This window comes from Sulfitobacter sp. CW3, assembly GCF_019392245.1.
In the GTDB taxonomy this organism is placed as follows: Bacteria; Pseudomonadota; Alphaproteobacteria; order Rhodobacterales; family Rhodobacteraceae; genus Sulfitobacter.
This window is the reverse complement of the sequence record NZ_JAHXRL010000005.1, coordinates 249,573-267,359: the sequence shown is the minus strand read 5'-3', so window position 1 is coordinate 267,359 and position 17,787 is coordinate 249,573. Positions and strand designations below refer to the sequence as shown.

At 57.3% G+C, this 17,787-nt stretch carries 19 protein-coding genes; 8 read left to right on the top strand and 11 right to left on the bottom strand.

Annotated elements, in window-relative coordinates; translation table 11 throughout:
* Positions 1-70: 70 nt before the first annotated feature.
* Positions 71-1,144, top strand: a complete 1,074-nt coding sequence (locus tag KZZ06_RS13845) for a zinc ABC transporter substrate-binding protein (RefSeq protein WP_219580706.1) — start codon at positions 71-73, stop codon at positions 1,142-1,144.
* A 5-nt stretch (positions 1,145-1,149) separates the two neighbouring features.
* Here KZZ06_RS13845 and KZZ06_RS13840 read toward each other — a convergent pair whose 3' ends face one another.
* From KZZ06_RS13840 to KZZ06_RS13830, 3 genes are all read right to left on the bottom strand, one after another.
* Positions 1,150-2,202, bottom strand: coding sequence for a permease (locus KZZ06_RS13840; protein ID WP_219580705.1), 1,053 nt, complete (start codon positions 2,200-2,202; stop codon positions 1,150-1,152).
* Positions 2,199-2,513 (bottom strand): helix-turn-helix transcriptional regulator, encoded by a 315-nt coding sequence (locus KZZ06_RS13835; RefSeq protein WP_219580704.1) that lies wholly within the window; start codon positions 2,511-2,513, stop codon positions 2,199-2,201. The genes KZZ06_RS13840 and KZZ06_RS13835 overlap by 4 nt, the downstream gene beginning before the upstream one ends.
* Positions 2,514-2,660: 147 nt before the next feature.
* Positions 2,661-4,691 (bottom strand): PhoX family phosphatase, encoded by a 2,031-nt coding sequence (locus KZZ06_RS13830; RefSeq protein ID WP_219580703.1) that lies wholly within the window; start codon positions 4,689-4,691, stop codon positions 2,661-2,663.
* Positions 4,692-5,029: 338 nt separating this feature from the next.
* Here KZZ06_RS13830 and KZZ06_RS13825 point away from each other — a divergent pair, with 338 nt between their 5' ends.
* The 3 genes from KZZ06_RS13825 to KZZ06_RS13815 all read left to right on the top strand — a co-directional run bounded on the left by KZZ06_RS13825 (position 5,030) and on the right by KZZ06_RS13815 (position 7,592).
* Positions 5,030-5,677, top strand: coding sequence for an ATP-dependent Clp protease proteolytic subunit (locus KZZ06_RS13825; RefSeq protein WP_219580702.1), 648 nt, complete (start codon positions 5,030-5,032; stop codon positions 5,675-5,677).
* Positions 5,678-5,809: 132 nt separating this feature from the next.
* A complete protein-coding gene (clpX, locus tag KZZ06_RS13820) occupies positions 5,810-7,075 on the top strand; it encodes an ATP-dependent Clp protease ATP-binding subunit ClpX (RefSeq protein WP_219580701.1) in 1,266 nt (421 codons plus the stop codon).
* A gap of 154 nt (positions 7,076-7,229) precedes the next feature.
* The gene (locus tag KZZ06_RS13815) at positions 7,230-7,592 is read left to right on the top strand and encodes a RidA family protein (protein ID WP_219580700.1); all 363 of its coding nucleotides are present in this window, start codon (positions 7,230-7,232) and stop codon (positions 7,590-7,592) included.
* On the opposite strand, the gene KZZ06_RS13810 is transcribed toward KZZ06_RS13815, so the two are convergent.
* Positions 7,589-8,272, bottom strand: coding sequence for a DUF4760 domain-containing protein (locus KZZ06_RS13810; RefSeq protein ID WP_219580699.1), 684 nt, complete (start codon positions 8,270-8,272; stop codon positions 7,589-7,591). The genes KZZ06_RS13815 and KZZ06_RS13810 overlap by 4 nt on opposite strands.
* A gap of 336 nt (positions 8,273-8,608) precedes the next feature.
* Between KZZ06_RS13810 and KZZ06_RS13805 the strand changes: the two genes are divergently transcribed.
* Genes KZZ06_RS13805 through KZZ06_RS13795 form a run of 3 tightly spaced genes read left to right on the top strand, consistent with a single transcriptional unit; the run spans position 8,609 to position 9,798 of the window.
* A complete protein-coding gene (locus tag KZZ06_RS13805; protein ID WP_219580698.1) occupies positions 8,609-8,992 on the top strand; it encodes an NADH:ubiquinone oxidoreductase subunit NDUFA12 in 384 nt (127 codons plus the stop codon).
* Positions 8,993-8,995: 3 nt separating this feature from the next.
* A complete protein-coding gene (mlaD, locus tag KZZ06_RS13800; RefSeq protein ID WP_219580697.1) occupies positions 8,996-9,445 on the top strand; it encodes an outer membrane lipid asymmetry maintenance protein MlaD in 450 nt (149 codons plus the stop codon).
* Positions 9,445-9,798: a DUF2155 domain-containing protein gene (locus tag KZZ06_RS13795; RefSeq protein ID WP_219580696.1), complete on the top strand. Its 354-nt coding sequence runs from the start codon at positions 9,445-9,447 to the stop codon at positions 9,796-9,798. The genes mlaD and KZZ06_RS13795 overlap by 1 nt, the downstream gene beginning before the upstream one ends.
* On the opposite strand, the gene aat is transcribed toward KZZ06_RS13795, so the two are convergent.
* From aat to accB, 3 genes are read right to left on the bottom strand one after another with little or no spacing between them, the layout of a single operon-like run.
* The gene (gene aat, locus KZZ06_RS13790) at positions 9,762-10,397 is read right to left on the bottom strand and encodes a leucyl/phenylalanyl-tRNA--protein transferase (protein ID WP_219580746.1); all 636 of its coding nucleotides are present in this window, start codon (positions 10,395-10,397) and stop codon (positions 9,762-9,764) included. The genes KZZ06_RS13795 and aat overlap by 37 nt on opposite strands.
* Positions 10,390-11,742: an acetyl-CoA carboxylase biotin carboxylase subunit gene (gene accC / locus KZZ06_RS13785; protein ID WP_219580695.1), complete on the bottom strand. Its 1,353-nt coding sequence runs from the start codon at positions 11,740-11,742 to the stop codon at positions 10,390-10,392. The genes aat and accC overlap by 8 nt, the downstream gene beginning before the upstream one ends.
* 11 nt (positions 11,743-11,753) lie before the next feature.
* Positions 11,754-12,242: an acetyl-CoA carboxylase biotin carboxyl carrier protein gene (gene accB / locus KZZ06_RS13780; RefSeq protein ID WP_219580694.1), complete on the bottom strand. Its 489-nt coding sequence runs from the start codon at positions 12,240-12,242 to the stop codon at positions 11,754-11,756.
* Positions 12,243-12,391: 149 nt separating this feature from the next.
* On the opposite strand from accB, the gene KZZ06_RS13775 reads away from it, so the two are divergent.
* A complete protein-coding gene (locus KZZ06_RS13775) occupies positions 12,392-13,897 on the top strand; it encodes a class I adenylate-forming enzyme family protein (RefSeq protein ID WP_219580693.1) in 1,506 nt (501 codons plus the stop codon).
* 79 nt (positions 13,898-13,976) lie between these two features.
* On the opposite strand, the gene KZZ06_RS13770 is transcribed toward KZZ06_RS13775, so the two are convergent.
* From KZZ06_RS13770 to KZZ06_RS13755, 4 genes are read right to left on the bottom strand one after another with little or no spacing between them, the layout of a single operon-like run.
* Positions 13,977-14,732 carry an ABC transporter ATP-binding protein gene (locus tag KZZ06_RS13770; RefSeq protein WP_219580692.1) on the bottom strand — a complete coding sequence of 252 codons (756 nt, stop codon included), beginning with the start codon at positions 14,730-14,732 and terminating at the stop codon, positions 13,977-13,979.
* 43 nt (positions 14,733-14,775) lie between these two features.
* Entirely contained in the window at positions 14,776-15,540 is a 765-nt protein-coding gene (locus KZZ06_RS13765; RefSeq protein WP_219580691.1) for an ABC transporter ATP-binding protein, read from the bottom strand.
* A 12-nt stretch (positions 15,541-15,552) separates the two neighbouring features.
* Positions 15,553-16,743, bottom strand: coding sequence for a branched-chain amino acid ABC transporter permease (locus KZZ06_RS13760; protein ID WP_219580690.1), 1,191 nt, complete (start codon positions 16,741-16,743; stop codon positions 15,553-15,555).
* Positions 16,744-16,746: 3 nt separating this feature from the next.
* Complete coding sequence (locus tag KZZ06_RS13755) at positions 16,747-17,778, bottom strand: branched-chain amino acid ABC transporter permease (protein WP_219580689.1); 1,032 nt, start codon at positions 17,776-17,778, stop codon at positions 16,747-16,749.
* Positions 17,779-17,787 lie beyond the last annotated feature (9 nt).

Below are 17,787 nucleotides of genomic sequence, written 5' to 3'. Positions count from 1 at the left end.
GCTTTGGGGATTGATATGTTATAACATCTGATCTATCAAGCGTTATATTATAACAAAACGGAGCATCACCATGCGCTATCTACTGCCTGCCTCTTTCGTGCTTTTATCCACTGCTGCATGGGCCGACGTTCCCCGCGTGGCGACGGATATTGCGCCGGTTCATTCGCTTGTGTCTCAGGTGATGGCCGGGGTGGGTACGCCTGATCTGACGATCCCGCCGGGCGCGTCGCCGCACAGCTATGCCATGCGCCCGTCCGAGGCGCGCGCGCTGGCCGGGGCTGATTTGGTGGTGTGGGTTGGCCATGCGTTGACCCCTTGGATGGGCGAACCGATCGAAGCGCTGGCAGGCGATGCGCTGCATCTTGAGCTTGAGGACGTCGCAGGCACCCTCGTGTTGACGAACCGCGCAGGTGTGGCGTTCGAAGCCCATGATCACGATGAGGATCATGAGGATCATGAGGATCATGATGATCATGCGGGCGAAGAAGGTCATGATGCGCATGAGGAACATGATGATGATGATGACGACCATGCAGATCACGACGATCATGATGACCATGCCGACGACGGTGGCCATGACGAGCATGACGACCACGATGACCAAGATGGGCATAATCACGCGGCGGGTGCCGTTGATCCGCATCTCTGGCTTGATCCGGTCAATGCGTCCTTGTGGCTTGGGGCGATCTCGGATGTGCTTGGCCAACTTGATCCCGAAAACGCTGCCATTTATGCGGCCAATGCGGCCAAGGGGCAGGCGGAGCTAACCGATTTGCAAACCAGCATCCAAGCGCAGCTGACACCCCTACAGGGCCGACCTTTTGCGGTTTTCCACGATGCCTACCACTATTTCGAGGCGCGTTTCGGGGTTGAGGCCAGTGCGGCGCTTTCCCTTAGTGATGGCAGTGCCCCCAGTGCAGCGCGGCTGGCCGAGGTGCGCGAGGTGGTGCAATCTGTCAATGCCGTCTGTGTCTTTACCGAACCGCAATTCAACCCGGGTCTTGTTGCCGCCTTGGCCGAGGGGGGCGACATGAAATCAGCGCCGCTTGATCCCTTGGGCGCAGCGCTTACCCCCGGGCCTGCGCTGTATGGCGAGGTGATCCAGGGGCTTGCAACGTCGTTTACCGAATGTCTGTCAAAGTAACGCGTTCAGAGGGTCATCCACAGCTGGAACAAAATCCCGCTGGTCAGTGATCCGACAAGCGCGAGGGAGACATATAGGAAGAACACCGGCTTTTTGACCAAGGCCCAGACGGCGATGGCGGCGGGCAGAGATGTGACGCCGCCCGCCACCAAGAACGCAAGACCCGCGCCCGGTGCCATGCCTTGGCCCATCAATCCGCCGACCAATGGCAGCGCCGCGTAACCGTTCAGATAAGCTGGCACGCCGACCAATGTTGCCATGCCGATGGGGGCAAATCCTGTGCCACCCAAGACGCTTGTGATCAGTTCGGCAGGGATCCATGCCAGCATCAGGCTTTCCAGCAAAAAGGCGAGCGTCAGCCATTTGGCGAGGAAAAAGGTGGTCTTCACGGCCTCGCGCCAGAATTTGGTCACGCGGGCGTCGTCTTGCCAGAATTTCCATACGACGGTCTGCACGCTGCGCACCTTTGAGGCCCCACAGCCGCCGTTGCCCACGCCTTCGCGCAGGGGATCGGTCAAACCGCCAGCCTTGGACATGAAATGCACCACGACCCCGCCAAAGACCCCAAGGCCCACGGCGGCCAGCGTTTTGGCTATAGCAAATTCAAAACCCAAGACGCCGGTGGTTAGAAAGAACATCGACGGGTCCATGACGGGCGATGCCAACCAAAAAGCCATGACAGCCGACAGGGGCACGCCCATGGCAAGCAAGGCGGCAATCAGCGGGATGACCCCGCAGGAACAAAACGGCGACAGCCCGCCCGCAAGCGCCGCGATCATGATCATGATGGCAGGCGATCCGGTAAAGGCACGCGCGATCAACCCGTCCGCGCCGGTCGCCCCCGCATAGGCGGCGATCCCGATCGACAGGATCAAAAACGGCGCGACATTCAAAAGGTTGGTAGCGGCGAACTGCGCGCTGGTGATGGCTTGGGGTGGGTTAAAGATGAAAAGCACAGCCAGCAGGCCCGCGCAAAACAGCCAAACACGTTCATTCGTCCAGATGTGGCGCAGTAGATCGACGCCACGGTTACGCGGGGGGAGGGTGATATCGCTCATGCGGCGTCTTCCTTGTTTAATGTGACCCCGACGCAGCATTCTGACGTCAAAAAGGCCACTGTTTCTTGCATTGCGCCGAAATCGACGCGGTTAACGATTTGCCGCCCCTGACGGGTCTGAATGACCAGCCCCGCATCGACCAAAGCGCTAAGGTGATGCGCAAGGGTTGAGGGGGCTGCCCCTAGGTGTTGGCCAATCTCGCCCACGTTCAGACCGTCATGGCCGGCGCGAACAAGTAGGCGAAAGACGGCCAGACGCGTGTCGTGACCAAGGGCAGCAAGGGAGCGGGCGGTTTTGATGTGATCTGTCATGGGATCAATTAAAACTATAAAACTAGTTTTGTAAAGATGATTCGATACGCATCTCGAAAAGACCCCTAGATAAAAATACGCCCGGAGCGGGAACTCCGGGCGTAACACCTGCTAAAAAATGGGGACCGTTCTATGGCTCAGGGTTCGTCATACGGCGATTTTACCGCCGCCTTGTTTGGTGATGACCACCACCGCCGGGCGCGGTGGCATGGCTGGATCAAAGTCAGGCCAACGGGTGGCCGGGTCCTCAAAAGTGCTGTTGCGTTCGAAACCGGCCAGGTTTTTTGTCCCGTCCGTGCCCGGATGCTGAACCGCGACAAACAGGGTCTCGCCGTCATCGGTAAAGTAGGGGCCGCACATCTCTCCGCCGACGGGGCAGCGGAAGAACAGCTTGGACGTACCGCGCGCGTCGCCTTCGGTCTCGACAGCATAAAGCCCGTCTGATTTGCCCGTCTTGGCCCAACCGCTGCCCTGATCGGTGCTGACCCACAAACGGCCGTCGGCGTCGATGGCGCAGTTGTCGGGGCTGCCGAACCAACCGTTTTCCGACGTGTCCGGGTTCCATTGTGCGCCAACTTCGGCCAGCGATGGATCGCCACATTTTACCAGGATCGACCATGTTCCAGTGGTTGCAGCGTGGTTGCCGCCATGTTCTTTGATCTCGATGATGTGACCAAAGCTGCTTTCGGGGCGGGGGTTTGCGGCGTTCACGTCATCTGCGCCGCGCTTGGTGTTGTTGGTCAGCATGATATAGGCTGTGCCATCGCCACGCGGCTGCGCGTCTTCGGGGCGGTCCATGGGGGTCGCGCCCAGCAGATCGGCGGCGATGCGCGTGTCGATCATCACGTCGCCTTGGTCGTTGAAACCGTTTTCGGCAGTGAGCGGTCCGGTGCCGTGGGTCAGGGGCAGCCACGCCACAGTGCCGTCCTCGTCAAAGCGCGCGACATAAAGCGTGCCATCGCTGAGCAGTTTGGAATTGGCTGCGCGGTCGTCGGTCACTTTTCCGCCAGAGACGTATTTATACTGATAATCAAAGCGGTTGTCGTCGCCCATGTAGATCACCAGACGGCCATCGCTGGATACGGTTGTTTCGGAGCCTTCGTGGCGGAAGCGGCCCAAAGCGGTGTGCTTGATCGGGGTCGATGTCGGGTCCATCGGGTCAACTTCGACGACCCAGCCGAATTTGTTGGGGGCGTGAGGTTCTTTGTCGACGTTGAACCGGTCGTGGGCGGCACCCCAGTTGTACCACATGCCCGGAACGCCATAGCGCTTATAGGATGCGGCTTCTGGGGCGTCGTCCGCAATAACGGGCTTGCCGTCGGCATCCAGATTGTCGGACCAGAAATACCCGTGAAAGTTTTCCTCGGCCATCAACCAAGTGCCCCACGGGGTCAGACCACCGGCGCAGTTGTTCAGCGTGCCGATCACCTTGGTGCCGGTGGGGTCGTCGTTGGTTTGCAGACGCGCGTGACCTGCGGCAGGGCCGTCGATGGTCATTGCGGTGTCCAACGGGCTGATGCGGCGGTTCATTTTGCCATCGCGCACAACCTGCCACGCGCCGTTCGCGTCCTTCGCGATCTCGACAACAGATCCACCGTGGGCGGCCATTTCAATGTCGATCAGTTCCGGGGTCATGCCGGAAAAGCCCACGTTGTCCTGACGACCAAGACCGGGGAACATCACCTCTTCGTTGGTGTATTCGTGGTTCACACACAGCAGGCCGCGTGTGCCATCTTGATTCAGGGGCACAAAACCAACATAGTCATTGTTATAGCCGAACTGTTTGAGCTGCGCGGCGGCGGTCTGGTTCATCACGTCAAATTCAGGCGCATCAGCGGTAATCGGATCGCCCCAACGCAGCAAAACCTGCGCGTCATAGCCATCTGCGACGTGGTGGTTTTCGTCGTTGCCCCATGTCAATTCATCAAACGCATAGCGGCTGCCGTGACCGGCGGCGCTTGCCTGATGCGGGGCTACCATGGCTGAGGTGCCGAACAGGGTGGTTGTCGCTGTGACGCCCAACATCCCGCGCAAGATCTCGCGGCGGCCATAGCGCGCATTGATGACATCGCCAATCGTGCGTTCAAGGTTCGGGTTCGTCGGGATGTCGTCAAAAGCCTCGTAGGCTTCGGCTTTGTTGCCGATAGACGGATCATTAAGGATATCATGGCGGGTCATGGCAGCTCCTGCATGTTTGCTTTGATGTCGCGAAACATCATATTGATATGTCACAAAGCCGTGCAGATGGCATGAAGGTTTTGTGACACGTGGGGCAGGGGCGATGGCATTGATAAATTTTTCGCTATTTTTATGCACGCCAGCTTGGCGTCTTTCGGGGGTGGGGCCACGCTAAACCAGCGCACAGCGGGCACGGCGGCAGAATGAAAACCGCCCCCAATTGCCCCTTGCCCCCACTGGATGGGACACCACCCCTTGAACCCCAAGTATGGCGCGACTAATCTGTAGGTAACGGTTTCGCGGGTATGGTCCCGCGGACATCACAATCAGGCAGGCTTATGAACGATCCACACGATACCTATATGAACACGCTTGTCCCAATGGTGGTTGAACAAACCAGCCGGGGCGAACGCGCATACGACATCTTCTCGCGTCTGCTGAAAGAGCGGATTATTTTCCTGTCCGGCCCTGTCCATGATGGCATGTCGTCGTTGATCGTTGCGCAGTTGCTGCACCTTGAGGCGGAAAATCCGTCAAAAGAAATTTCGATGTATATCAATAGCCCCGGTGGCGTTGTGACATCCGGTTTGTCGATTTACGACACCATGCAATACATCAAACCCAAGGTGTCGACGCTGGTCATCGGTCAGGCCGCATCAATGGGGTCGCTGCTGCTGCAAGCGGGTGAACCCGGCATGCGGTTCTCACTGCCCAACAGCCGTGTGATGGTGCACCAGCCCTCTGGTGGCTATCAGGGTCAGGCGACCGATATCATGATCCACGCACAGGAAACGCAAAAGTTGAAAACGCGCCTGAACGAGATCTATGTAAAACACACAGGTCAGTCGCTCGAGAAAGTCGAAGCGGCCCTTGAGCGCGACAACTTTATGTCACCCGAAGAAGCAAAAGACTGGGGTCTGATCGACGAGATCGTCGAAAACCGCGGTAAAATGGACGACCCGGACGCCGATAAAAAAGGCAAGTAAATAAGGCATGCGCGGTTCATGATTTTGCGATTGTGGACCGCGCACCGCTAGCCTAAGCTGTTCCGGAGCAAAAAACAAAACTGCACTGCCGCAAGGTGGGCAAGATCACAAGACAGACCTGAAAGGGTTGAAATGGCGAATACGACCAGCGGCGATAGCAAAAACACTCTGTACTGCAGCTTTTGTGGTAAAAGCCAGCATGAGGTGCGCAAGCTGATTGCGGGGCCGACTGTGTTCATCTGTGATGAATGTGTCGAACTGTGCATGGATATCATCCGCGAAGAGACCAAGGCATCCGGCCTGAAAGCCACAGATGGCGTGCCCACTCCAAAAGATATTTGTGACGTGCTGGACGATTATGTGATCGGTCAGGCGATGGCCAAACGTGTTTTGTCCGTTGCCGTGCACAACCACTATAAACGCTTGAACCACGCCCAAAAGGGTGGCGATATCGAGCTGGCGAAATCCAACATTCTGCTGATCGGCCCGACCGGTTGCGGTAAAACGCTGCTGGCACAAACGCTGGCGCGTATTCTGGATGTGCCGTTTACCATGGCCGACGCCACCACATTGACCGAAGCTGGCTATGTGGGTGAAGACGTTGAAAACATTATCCTAAAGCTGCTGCAATCGTCTGAATATAACGTTGAACGTGCGCAGCGCGGCATCGTTTACATCGACGAAGTTGATAAAATTACGCGCAAATCTGAAAACCCGTCGATCACACGCGACGTGTCCGGCGAGGGTGTTCAACAAGCGTTGCTGAAGCTGATGGAAGGCACCGTTGCATCGGTTCCGCCACAAGGCGGCCGCAAGCACCCGCAGCAGGAATTCCTACAGGTGGATACGACCAACATCCTGTTCATCTGTGGCGGGGCCTTTGCGGGTCTTGACCGGATCATCGCCGCACGCGGCAAAGGGTCGGCCATGGGCTTTGGTGCGGATGTACGCGACAAAGACGCACGCGGCATCGGCGAGATCTTTACCGATCTGGAACCAGAAGACCTGTTGAAGTTCGGTTTGATCCCTGAATTCGTCGGCCGTCTGCCTGTTTTGGCAACGCTCGAAGACCTGGATGAAGACGCGCTTGTGACCATTCTGACCCAGCCCAAGAACGCGCTGGTCAAGCAATACCAACGCCTGTTCGAGATTGAAGACACGCAGCTGACCTTTACCGATGATGCGCTGGCGGCGATTGCCAAACGCGCGATCGAGCGTAAAACCGGTGCCCGTGGTTTGCGGTCCATTCTGGAAGACATCCTGCTGGATACCATGTTCGAACTACCCGGCATGGACACCGTGACCGAGGTTGTGGTGAACGAAGAGGCAGTGATGTCTGACGCAGCACCGCTGATGATCCACGCCGAAGCCGAGAAAGAGCCCGCAACAGCAGGCTAAGTCTAGCGCATATTGATTGATCAAAGCGCGCCCTAACGGGTGCGCTTTTTTCGTTTAATAGCAGGGCTTTGGGTGGCTATGATGTTATGGTGTCTTGACGGCTGACCGGCTATTCGATCTGACTGGGGCGCAGATGTTTCACAAAGGACAAACCATGATACAGCGCATATTTTCGGGCGGTGAATTTGAAGCCAAGATCGGCTATTGCCGCGCCGTCGTTGCGGGCGGTTTCGCCCATGTTGCGGGTACCGTCGGGCAGGGTGACACGGTCACCGATCAATGCCGTGCCGCGTTAACCACGATCGAAAACGCGTTGAAAGAGGCGGGGTGTTCCATGGCCGACGTGGTGCGCGTGAACTATTACCTGCCGGATCGCGCCGAGTTTGAACCCTGCTGGCCGGTATTGTCAGAAATCTTTGGCAAAAACCCGCCCGCGGCCACGATGATCGAATGCGGATTGATCGACCCCAAATACCGGATCGAGATCGAGGTCACCGCACTGGTCCCAACCGCCTAAGACTGGCGCGGGATCGGCCGCTCGTTCGGATTGCCATTAATGTCGCAGGCATTATGCTTGCGCCATTGACCATAAAGCGCGGTCAGATGCTCGTAGCTATTGGGGTTCATCCTTTGCATCCCGGCGATCATATGTCTGGAATCATCCGCCAGATTGCACATGACCGATCTGAGCGCCTTTTTTAGAATGCGTTCGTCCAGATTGCCCTCGGTGATGCCGGCCGCAAGGGATTCGTAGTGATTTAATAGCGTCCTCAGGGCGACAGCGCTGTCCCGTTTGACCTTATGTTCCTTGATGATGGCCGACGACGCGCCGGGGGGCGGAATGGCTTTGCGGGCGCGGTTCCAATCGTCAAATGACACGTCACCAGATTCAGGGAAATGGGCCCGTCGTTTTTCGACAATCTCCAGAAACTCCGGACTCTGCTGCATTTCCATCAAGACAGTCGTCGTGTTTCGCCTGCGCTGCACAAGGTTTGCGGCGCGGGCGCTGTACCGAAAGATCAGGATCGCGGCAATAATCGCCCCTGTCGCGCTGAGAAGCGGATTAGGTTCGTTTTGAAATAACGCATTGAGGCTGGCTAGGCTGGCCGACGCCAAGGGCATCAGCAGCAACAGGAATATGCAAAGGGTACAGGCGAACGCTGCGCCAAGTAGAAAGAGGAAAGTGCGCGCAATCATCTTTTCAAGTTACTTACCCTTGTCCGTTGCCCACGCCATCACGGGGAAAATCAATGCTTTGCCTCGCAATCGGTATGCGCTTTTCAGATCAGTCAAAAGCACCCCAAACCGGTTTCCCCGGCGGATACAGATCCATTTAGGTCGATGGGTCTTAAGATCGGGTAAAGGGTTCAAAACTGCAAAAAATTGAAACATCTGCGAAATGGGCGGTTTTTCGCAGCAAAAACAGGCCCAAAGCGGGGTTAGCCCAACAAATTCGCGGGGACCTTGACCAGCGACTACTAGACGTTGCCCTGCCAATCGGGCATAGACGAAACAAAGCTTCAGGAGACCTCAATGGGCATTCTATCTTCTTTCTTGCGGGCCGTCACATGGTGGAACGGTCAGACCCTGAACACGCAGCTGTTTACTTGGCGCAAGGGCACCAAGGTGGGCGAAGATGCCGAAGGCAACATATACTACCGCAACGCCGATGACAGCAAACGCTGGGTGATTTTTAACGGAGAGATCGAGGCCTCGCGGGTGAACCCCGATTGGCACGGCTGGCTGCATCACACGTGGGATGAAACGCCCCAGGATCGCCCTTTGGCGCACAAACACTGGGAAAAGCCGCATCAAGAGAACCAGACAGGCACGGCATTGGCCTATGCGCCTGCGGGGTCAATCCGGCGCGAACACCCGGCAGACCGCGGCGATTACGAGGCGTGGAGCCCGGAATAACCCATGCGTGATGACCTGCCAGAAATCATGGTAGGCGGTGCCGTTTTGGCCGCTGCTTTGGGCTTTATGGTCTATGCGGGGCAGGCGGCTGGTATTGGGAAATCATCAAACAGCTATGCCCTAAAGGCCAGCTTTCGCAGCATGGAAGGCATTGACGTCGGTACGGATTTGCGGCTGGCCGGGGTCAATATCGGCAAGGTGACTGATCTAACGTTGAACGCAGAAACCTACCGCGCTGACACGGTTGTATCGGTCGCCCGTGGCATCGAAATCCCGGACGACAGCGCGCTTGTGGTGTCGTCAGAAGGGTTGCTGGGCGGCAATTATATGGAAATCGTGCCCGGCGGATCACCGTTTTATTTCTCGGATGGGGATGTCATCAGCGACACGCAAGGCGCAATCAGCCTGATCTCGCTTTTGATGAAATTCGTTTCGGGCCAAGGAAGTAACTGATGCGTAAGATACTGATCATGTTGGCATTGCTGGCGGCACCCGTGCACGCGCAGCAGGTGACCAGCACGGATGGCGCGGTGCTGCGTGCCTTGGATAAGATATCTGGGGAAGCCAAAGATTTCGAGATCAGGCGTGGTGAGATCGTGCGTGTCGGAAATTTGGCGGTTCAGATGACCGATTGCCGTTTCCCTGCAGGCAACCCAGCCGGTGACGCATTCGCCGAGCTAGAGATTGCCGAGTTCGGGAGTGAGAACCGGCTGTTTTCCGGCTGGATGATCGCCTCGTCGCCGGCATTGTCAGCGCTTGAACATCCGCGTTACGATATCTGGGTCATCCGCTGTATCACGTCCTGAGGCGTGGCAGGGGCGGGGCCCTCGAAATCAGCTGTCAGTTCCAGTGCTGCCTCTAGGCGCGTGTGATAGGCGTCCCGGGTAATTTCGATCGCCCCCAGTGACGCAAGATGCGGTGTTAGAAATTGCGTGTCGAACAGCGTGAACCCACCCCGTTTCAGCCGGTCAATCAGGCAGGCCAATGCGATTTTCGACGCGTTGTCGCGGCGTGAAAACATGCTTTCGCCGAAAAACGCTGCCCCCAACGTGACGCCGTACACGCCCCCAACCAGATCATCGCCCTCCCAAACCTCAAGCGAATGGGCGGTGCCGCGGTCATAAAGCGCGCGGTACAGGGCAAAGATTTCGGCGTTGATCCAGGTATCTTTGCGGTCGGCGCAGCCTGTCACAACGTCGGCAAAGGCGGTGTTGATCGACACGGTAAAGGTGGTGCGGCGCATGGCACGGGCCAGACTGCGCGAGATGTGAAACCCGTCGATGGGAAAGACACCCCGCAAACGCGGATCGACCCAGAAAATATCTGGGTCGTCGCGGTGTTCGGCCATGGGGAAAATCCCCATGGAATACCCTTGTAGTAAAAGGTCAGGCGTTAGGTCAGGCATCGCCCAAGTTGGTTTCAAGCCAATGTTCCAACCAGTGGATGTTGTAATCCCCTGTCAGCACATCTTTTTCTTCCAACAGCGCGTGAAACAGCGGGATCGTCGTATCGACGCCGTCCACGATCAGCTCTCCCAAGGCACGTTTCAAACGCGCCAAGGCCTCGGGGCGGTCACGGCCATGCACGATCAGCTTGCCGATCAAGCTGTCGTAATAGGGCGGGATCGAATAGCCGTCATAAAGCGCACTGTCCATCCGCACACCAAGGCCACCGGGGGCATGGTACTGCGTGATTTTACCGGGGCAGGGCGAGAAGTTAGGCAGCTTTTCCGCGTTAATCCGGACTTCGATCGCGTGACCGTTGATCTTGAGGTTTTCTTGGGTGAAGGACATGTCCATGCCAGACGCCACGCGAATTTGTTCGCGCACCAGATCAACGCCAAAGATGCCTTCGGTCACAGGGTGTTCGACCTGCAAACGGGTGTTCATCTCGATGAAATAGAATTCGCCGTTCTCGTACAGGAATTCGATGGTGCCGGCACCGATATAGTTAATGTTGGCCATCGCATCGGCACAGACCTTACCAATACGCGCACGCTCGGATTCCGTGATCGAGGGGCCGGGGGCTTCCTCGAATACCTTTTGGTGGCGGCGTTGCAGCGAACAATCGCGTTCACCCAAATGCACAGCACGGCCTTTGCCATCGCCAAACACCTGAATTTCGATGTGACGTGGCGTGGTCAGGTATTTCTCGATGTAAACTTCGTCATTGCCAAAGTTCGATTTGCCCTCGGCACGGGCCGTCATAAAGGCGCGTTCCATGTCAGCCGCAGTCTGCGCGACTTTCATACCTTTGCCACCACCACCAGCCGTGGCTTTGATGATGACAGGATAGCCGATTTCTTCGCCGATACGCTTGGCGTCTTCGACCGTGGGAACACCGCCGTCAGATCCGGGCACGCAAGGCACGCCCAGTTCCTTCATGGTGTCTTTGGCAGTGATCTTGTCGCCCATGATGCGGATATGCGCAGCTGTGGGGCCGATAAAGGTCAGGCCGTGGTCTTCGATGATCTGCACAAAGCCAGCGTTTTCAGACAGAAAACCATAGCCGGGGTGGATCGCCTCGGCACCGGTGATTTCGCAAGCAGCGATGATCGACGGGATCGACAGATAGGATTGCTGGGACGAAGGCGGGCCGATGCAGACAGATTCGTCCGCCATGCGCACATGCATTGCATCGCTGTCAGCGGTGGAATGCACGGCGACAGATACGATGCCCATTTCGCGCGCGGCGCGGATCACGCGTAACGCGATCTCGCCCCGGTTGGCGATAAGGATTTTCTTGAACATGGGTTTACGCCTTATTCCAGGATCACCAAAGGTGCGCCGAATTCGACGGCTGCACCATCTTCGACCAAGATACGCTTGATCGTGCCTGCACGCGGGGCGGGGATGTGGTTCATCGTTTTCATGGCTTCCACGATCAACAAGGTGTCACCCTCGGCAACGGTTGTGCCAACGCTGATAAAGGCAGGGGCACCGGGTTCGGCTTGCATATAGATCGTGCCAACCATGGGCGACACTACTGCGCCGGGATCGGATGCGGGATCGCTGCTTTCAGCCGCTGCAGGGGCACCCATAGGTGCAGGTGCTGCAGCCGCCATCGGGGCCGCGTGCATCTGTTGCGGGGCCACGATCTGCTGAGGGGGCTTGCGGCTGACCCGCACATTCAGGCTGTCGTCTTCGGCATAATCACGCTTGACCTGAAGCTCGGTCAGGTCGTTTTCATTCAACAATTCGGCAAGCGCACGGATAAATGCCACATCTGCGTCATGGGTGTTTTTTGTCATTTTGTTCCTCAGCCAGTATATAACGCGGGGCGCGAGTGCCTCAGCCCCAAAGCTGCTGTCTTATAGGACATGGGCGCGGTTATGGAAAGCAACCAGTTGCCTATAGGGCAGCGGCTTGCCAAACTGCGGTAAACAAAGGGGCATTCGGAATGAATTTAGCGCATTGGCTGGCGCGCAGCGCGCAGGCGGGCGGTGACCGACCTGCCTTGTTTTCGGGGGAAACGCAGGTCGCAACCTATGCCGAATTTGATGCGGCTGCGCGGGCTGTCGCTGCGTGGTTGCAGGCGCAAGGGGTGAAATCCGGCGACCGCGTCGCGATCTTTATGAAGAACACACCGGACTATCTGATCGTGTTCTACGGGATTTGGTACGCCGGGGCTGCTGTCGTGCCGATCAACGCCAAGCTGCACAGCCGCGAGGCCGATTTTATCGTGAACGATTCCGGTGCGCGTTTTGTGTTTGCCAGTGGCGGTTTGGCCGAGGGTCTGGCCGACGGGCCGGGCCAAGGTTGCGACGTGATCGTTGCACCCTCGGATCGCTACAGCGCGATTCTGGCGTCTGCACCTGTGGGTAGGGTGACGGACCGTGCGGGGGATGACTTGGCGTGGCTCTTTTATACCTCGGGGACAACGGGCAAGCCCAAGGGCGTGATCATTACCCATGCTATGGCCCTGTCGATGGCGCTTTGCTACGGCGTGGATGTGGATCAGGTCACAGGCGATGACACGGCGCTTTATGCGGCCCCGATGAGCCACGGCGCGGGGCTGTACAATCTGATGCATGTGCAGGCGGGCGCACGCCATGTCTGCCCGGCATCGGGCAGTTTTGAGGTGCCTGAGATTCTGGATCTCGCCGCGCATTTCGGGCGGGTTCACATGTTCGCGGCACCCACGATGGTGAAACGCCTGACAGATGGTGCGCGGGCATTGGGGCGCAGTGGTACGGGGCTGCGCACGATCGTGTATGCCGGTGGGCCAATGTACAACGCCGACATCATTGATGCGGTTGATCATTTCGGGCCAGTATTCGTGCAGATTTACGGGCAGGGGGAATGCCCGATGGGGATCACGGCACTGCCCCGCGCCACGGTCAGCGACCGCGAGCATCCCAACTGGCGGGGCAGGCTTGGGTCCGTCGGACGCGCGCAATCGGCGGTGGAAGTACGGATCGGGGATGCTGACGGGATGCCCATTGCAGATGGCACCCCGGGCGAAATTATGGTGCGCGGGCAGACCGTGATGCCGGGGTATTGGAACAATCCCGACGCCACAGATGCAACGCTGAAAGACGGTTGGCTGATGACGGGGGATGTGGGGATGATGGATGCCGACGGCTACGTGACCCTGCAAGACCGCAGCAAGGATGTGATCATCACCGGCGGCTCGAACGTCTATCCCCGCGAGGTCGAGGAAGTCTTGTTGGAACATGACGGGGTGACCGAAGCATCGGTCGTGGGGCGCGCGCATCCCGACTGGGGCGAGGAAGTCGTGGCGTTTATTGTGGGAACCGCAGGAGACGCCGAGCTGGACGCGCTGTGTTTGGGGCGCATCGCGCGGTTCAAAAGACCGAAAACCTATGTGAGGGTCGATAGCCTGCCCAAGAACAACTACGGCAAGGTCCTCAAGACGGAACTGCGGTTATTACTTGAAACTTAAGGCTGCAACGGGGGCGGAAAATTCGAATTTTCCGGTCCGGAATTTTTAAAAACTCCGCTTCCCCCCGCTGCTGTTGGCTTTAGATGGCGAGGTATTCCGCCCGCAGTTCGGCGTTGTTCAACACCTCTTCGGCGGTGCCGTCAAACACCACGCTGCCTGTGTCCATAATCACCGCACGGTCCGCCAATTTCAGCGCGCGCACGGCGTTTTGTTCCACCAGAATGGTCGTGATCCCTTGGGATTTGATCAACGTAAGCGTCTTTTCGATCTCGTCCACGATGACGGGGGCCAGACCCTCGTAGGGTTCGTCCAGCAACAGCACCTTAATGTCACGCGCCAGGGCGCGGGCGATGGCCAGCATCTGTTGTTCACCACCAGAAAGCGTCACGCCTTCTTGCTTGCGGCGTTCTTTCAGGCGGGGGAACAGTTCATAGATACGTTCCAACGACCAGCCGATGGGCGGGGCGATTTGGGCAAGCTGCAGGTTTTCCTCGACCGTCAGGCCCGCGATGATGCGGCGGTCTTCGGGTACCAGCGCGATGCCGTTGGCAGATGCCTCGTGGCTGGCCATCTTGTGCAGTGGTTTGTGATCCAGCCACACTTCGCCCTTGCGCAGTTCCGGGTCACCGATCTGTGCAAGTGTCCGCAGGGTCGATGTTTTGCCCGCACCGTTGCGGCCCAGAAGGGCCAGAATTTCGCCTTCGTGGACGTTAAAGCTGACGCCTTGTACGATATAGCTTTCGCCATAATACGCATGGATATCCCACACCGACAGATAGGCGGGGGCGGTCGCCGCGTGGTTGGCGTTATTGGAGAAATCGGGGGTCGTGTTCATAATACTATCCTTACGAGAGGTGCGGGGCAGGCCCCGTCCTTCATCATGCGGCGACTTGGGATTCGCCCAAATATGCTTCGCGGACCTTGGGGTGGCCTTTGATGTTATCGGGGGTGTCTTCGACCAATGGCGTGCCTTGGGCCAGCACTGTGATCCGCTCGGCCAATGAGAACACCACATGCATGTCATGTTCGATGATGGCGATGGTGATGTCGCGTTCTTCCTTGATCTGTTTGAGCAGATCAATGGTGTTGTTGGTATCGGCGCGCGCCATCCCCGCTGTCGGTTCATCCAGCAGCAAAAGCCGTGGATCCTGCGCCAGACACATCGCGATCTCGAGCCGGCGTTTGTCACCACGCGACATGGACGCCGCGTGCATGTGACGTTTATCCGCCAGCTTCATCTCGACCAGCATTTCCTCGGCTTTGTCCATGACGTCTTGCTGGCTGCCGACCGAATTATAGCCGTTCATCGCGAATGCCCCGTCACGTTTTGCAAAACAGGGGATCAGCATGTTTTCCTGCACGCTAAGATCGTCAAAGATTTCGGGCGTTTGGAAAACGCGGGAAATACCCATCTGGTTGATCTCGTAGGGTTTGCGCCCCAGCACCGACTGCCCGTCAAACATGACCGACCCGGTATCGGGGATCAGTTTGCCGACCAGAACGTTCAGCAGGGTGGATTTGCCCGCGCCGTTTGGCCCGATGATCGCATGCACCGTGTTTTCAGCGACATTCAGGTTCACATTGCCAAGGGCTTGCAGACCACCAAAGCGCTTGTTGACGTTTTTGATTTCAAGAATATTCATCTCGTCCGCTCCTTATTCTGCAGGGGTTGTTTCGCCGTCAGGCGTGTTGGGGTCAGATTTCTTGCGGCGGAACATGCGACCGATGCGTTGTCCGCCTTCGACCAGACCACCGGGCAAGAAGATCACGACCAGCATGAACAGCAGACCCAATGTCAGGTGCCAGCCTTTGCCCACGAAGGGGTGGATGATCGTGACGATAAAGTCTTCGAGCCCGTCTGGCATGAAGGAGAACCAGCCATGCAGCACGTTATCGTTGATCTTGGAAAAGATGTTTTCGAAGTACTTGATAAAGCCCGCGCCCAATACTGGACCCAGAAGGGTACCGGCACCGCCAAGGATGGTCATCAGAACAACTTCGCCTGACGCGGTCCACTGCATCCGCTCGGCCCCGGCAAGAGGGTCCATCGAGGCCAGCAAACCGCCAGCAAGACCCGCATACATGCCCGAGATTACAAAGGCCGCCAGTGTATAAGGCTTGGTGTTCAGGCCGGTGTAGTTCATGCGCTGCTGGTTCGATTTCACGGCACGCAGCATCAACCCGAAAGGCGAGCGGAAGATGCGGATCGAGATATAGAAAGCAACAAGCATGAGGAAGGCACACAAGTAATAGCCAACGGAGAAGGTGAAGGACCAGCTGCCAAGTTCAAGGGTGGCCGCGGAGTTCATTTGCGCCCCAAAGAGGTTGGGGTAGCTCGGTGCATTGGCACCGTCCAGAACGCGCGGATCACTAAGCGAGATTTGCAGACCGGTTTCACCGTTCGTGATCGGTGTCAGCACCGAATAGGCCAGGTTGAACGACATTTGCGCAAAGGCCAGCGTCAGGATCGAGAAGTAGATCCCCGAACGGCGCAGCGACACATAGCCGATCACGACCGAGAACAGGCCCGCCACGATGACCGAAAGAACGATAGCAGGGATCACGTTCATCGACAGCAGTTTCATCATCCAGACCGCGGAGTAGCTTCCGACACCCAGAAAGGCGGCGTGTCCGAAGCTGAGGTAGCCGGTCAGGCCAAACAGGATGTTATATCCGATGGCGAAAATTCCGAAGATTACAAAGCGTTGCATCAGGTCGGGATAACCCGCGTTGAATTGCGCCATGCCGGAATCGGCCGGGAAGGGGTTGAGCAGGATCGGTGCGGCCAAGGCGAGAAGAGCCACCAGCAACAAAACCCCGAGGTCTTTTTTGTTTAGTCCAAGCATGGCTTATTCCTCCATCACGCCTTTGCGGCCCATCAGGCCACGGGGGCGTGTCAGCAAGATGATAATCGCGACAACATAAATGATGATCTGGTCGATACCCGGCAGGATATTTTTGACTTCGTTCATCGAGGCAAAGGATTCCAGGATACCCAGAAGGAAGCCCGCCAGCACCGCACCGGGCAAAGAGCCCATGCCGCCAACAACAACCACAACAAAGCTGAGAACCAGAAAATCCATGCCCATATGATAGTTGGGCGAGTTAATCGGCGCGTACATGACACCTGCCAATCCGGCGACAGCGGCAGCGATGCCAAACATAATGGTAAAGCGCTTGTCGATATTGATGCCCAAAAGGCCGACGGTTTCGCGGTCTGCCATGCCAGCGCGCACAACCATACCGAAGGTGGTGAACTGCAAGAAGGCAAAGACGCCGCCGATGATCAGGGCCGAGAAGGCGAAATAGATCAGGCGCCAGTAGGGGTAGATGATCGCGTTGGGATCAAAGCCCAACAGCACGCCGAAATCAAACGACCCGCGGAATGCCTCGGGGGCGGCCGTGGGGATCGGATTTGCGCCGTAGAAATACTTGATCACTTCCTGAAGCACGATTGCCAGACCAAAGGTCACAAGGATCTGATCCGCATGGGGGCGCTTGTAGAAGTGCTTGATCAAGCCCCGCTCCATGATGAATCCGATGGCGATCATGACGGGGATGGCAAACAGGATCGACAGCGGAACGGACCAGTCCAGCATCCAGGCACCAGCGCTCTCGCCAAACCATTCTTTGATGTAAAGGATATCTTCGTACTTGGGTTTTCCCAAGAAGTCGGTGCCCGACGGCTCTGAGGCCAGATGGCTCAGGCTGAAGATTTTGCTAAGGGTGACAGCACAAAACGCACCAATCATGAAGATGGCACCGTGGGCAAAGTTAACCACGCCCAATGTGCCGAAGATCAGGGTCAGACCAAGCGCGATGAGCGCATAAGCTGAGCCTTTGTCCAACCCGTTAAGAAGTTGCAAAAGAATGGCGTCCATCTCGGGGCC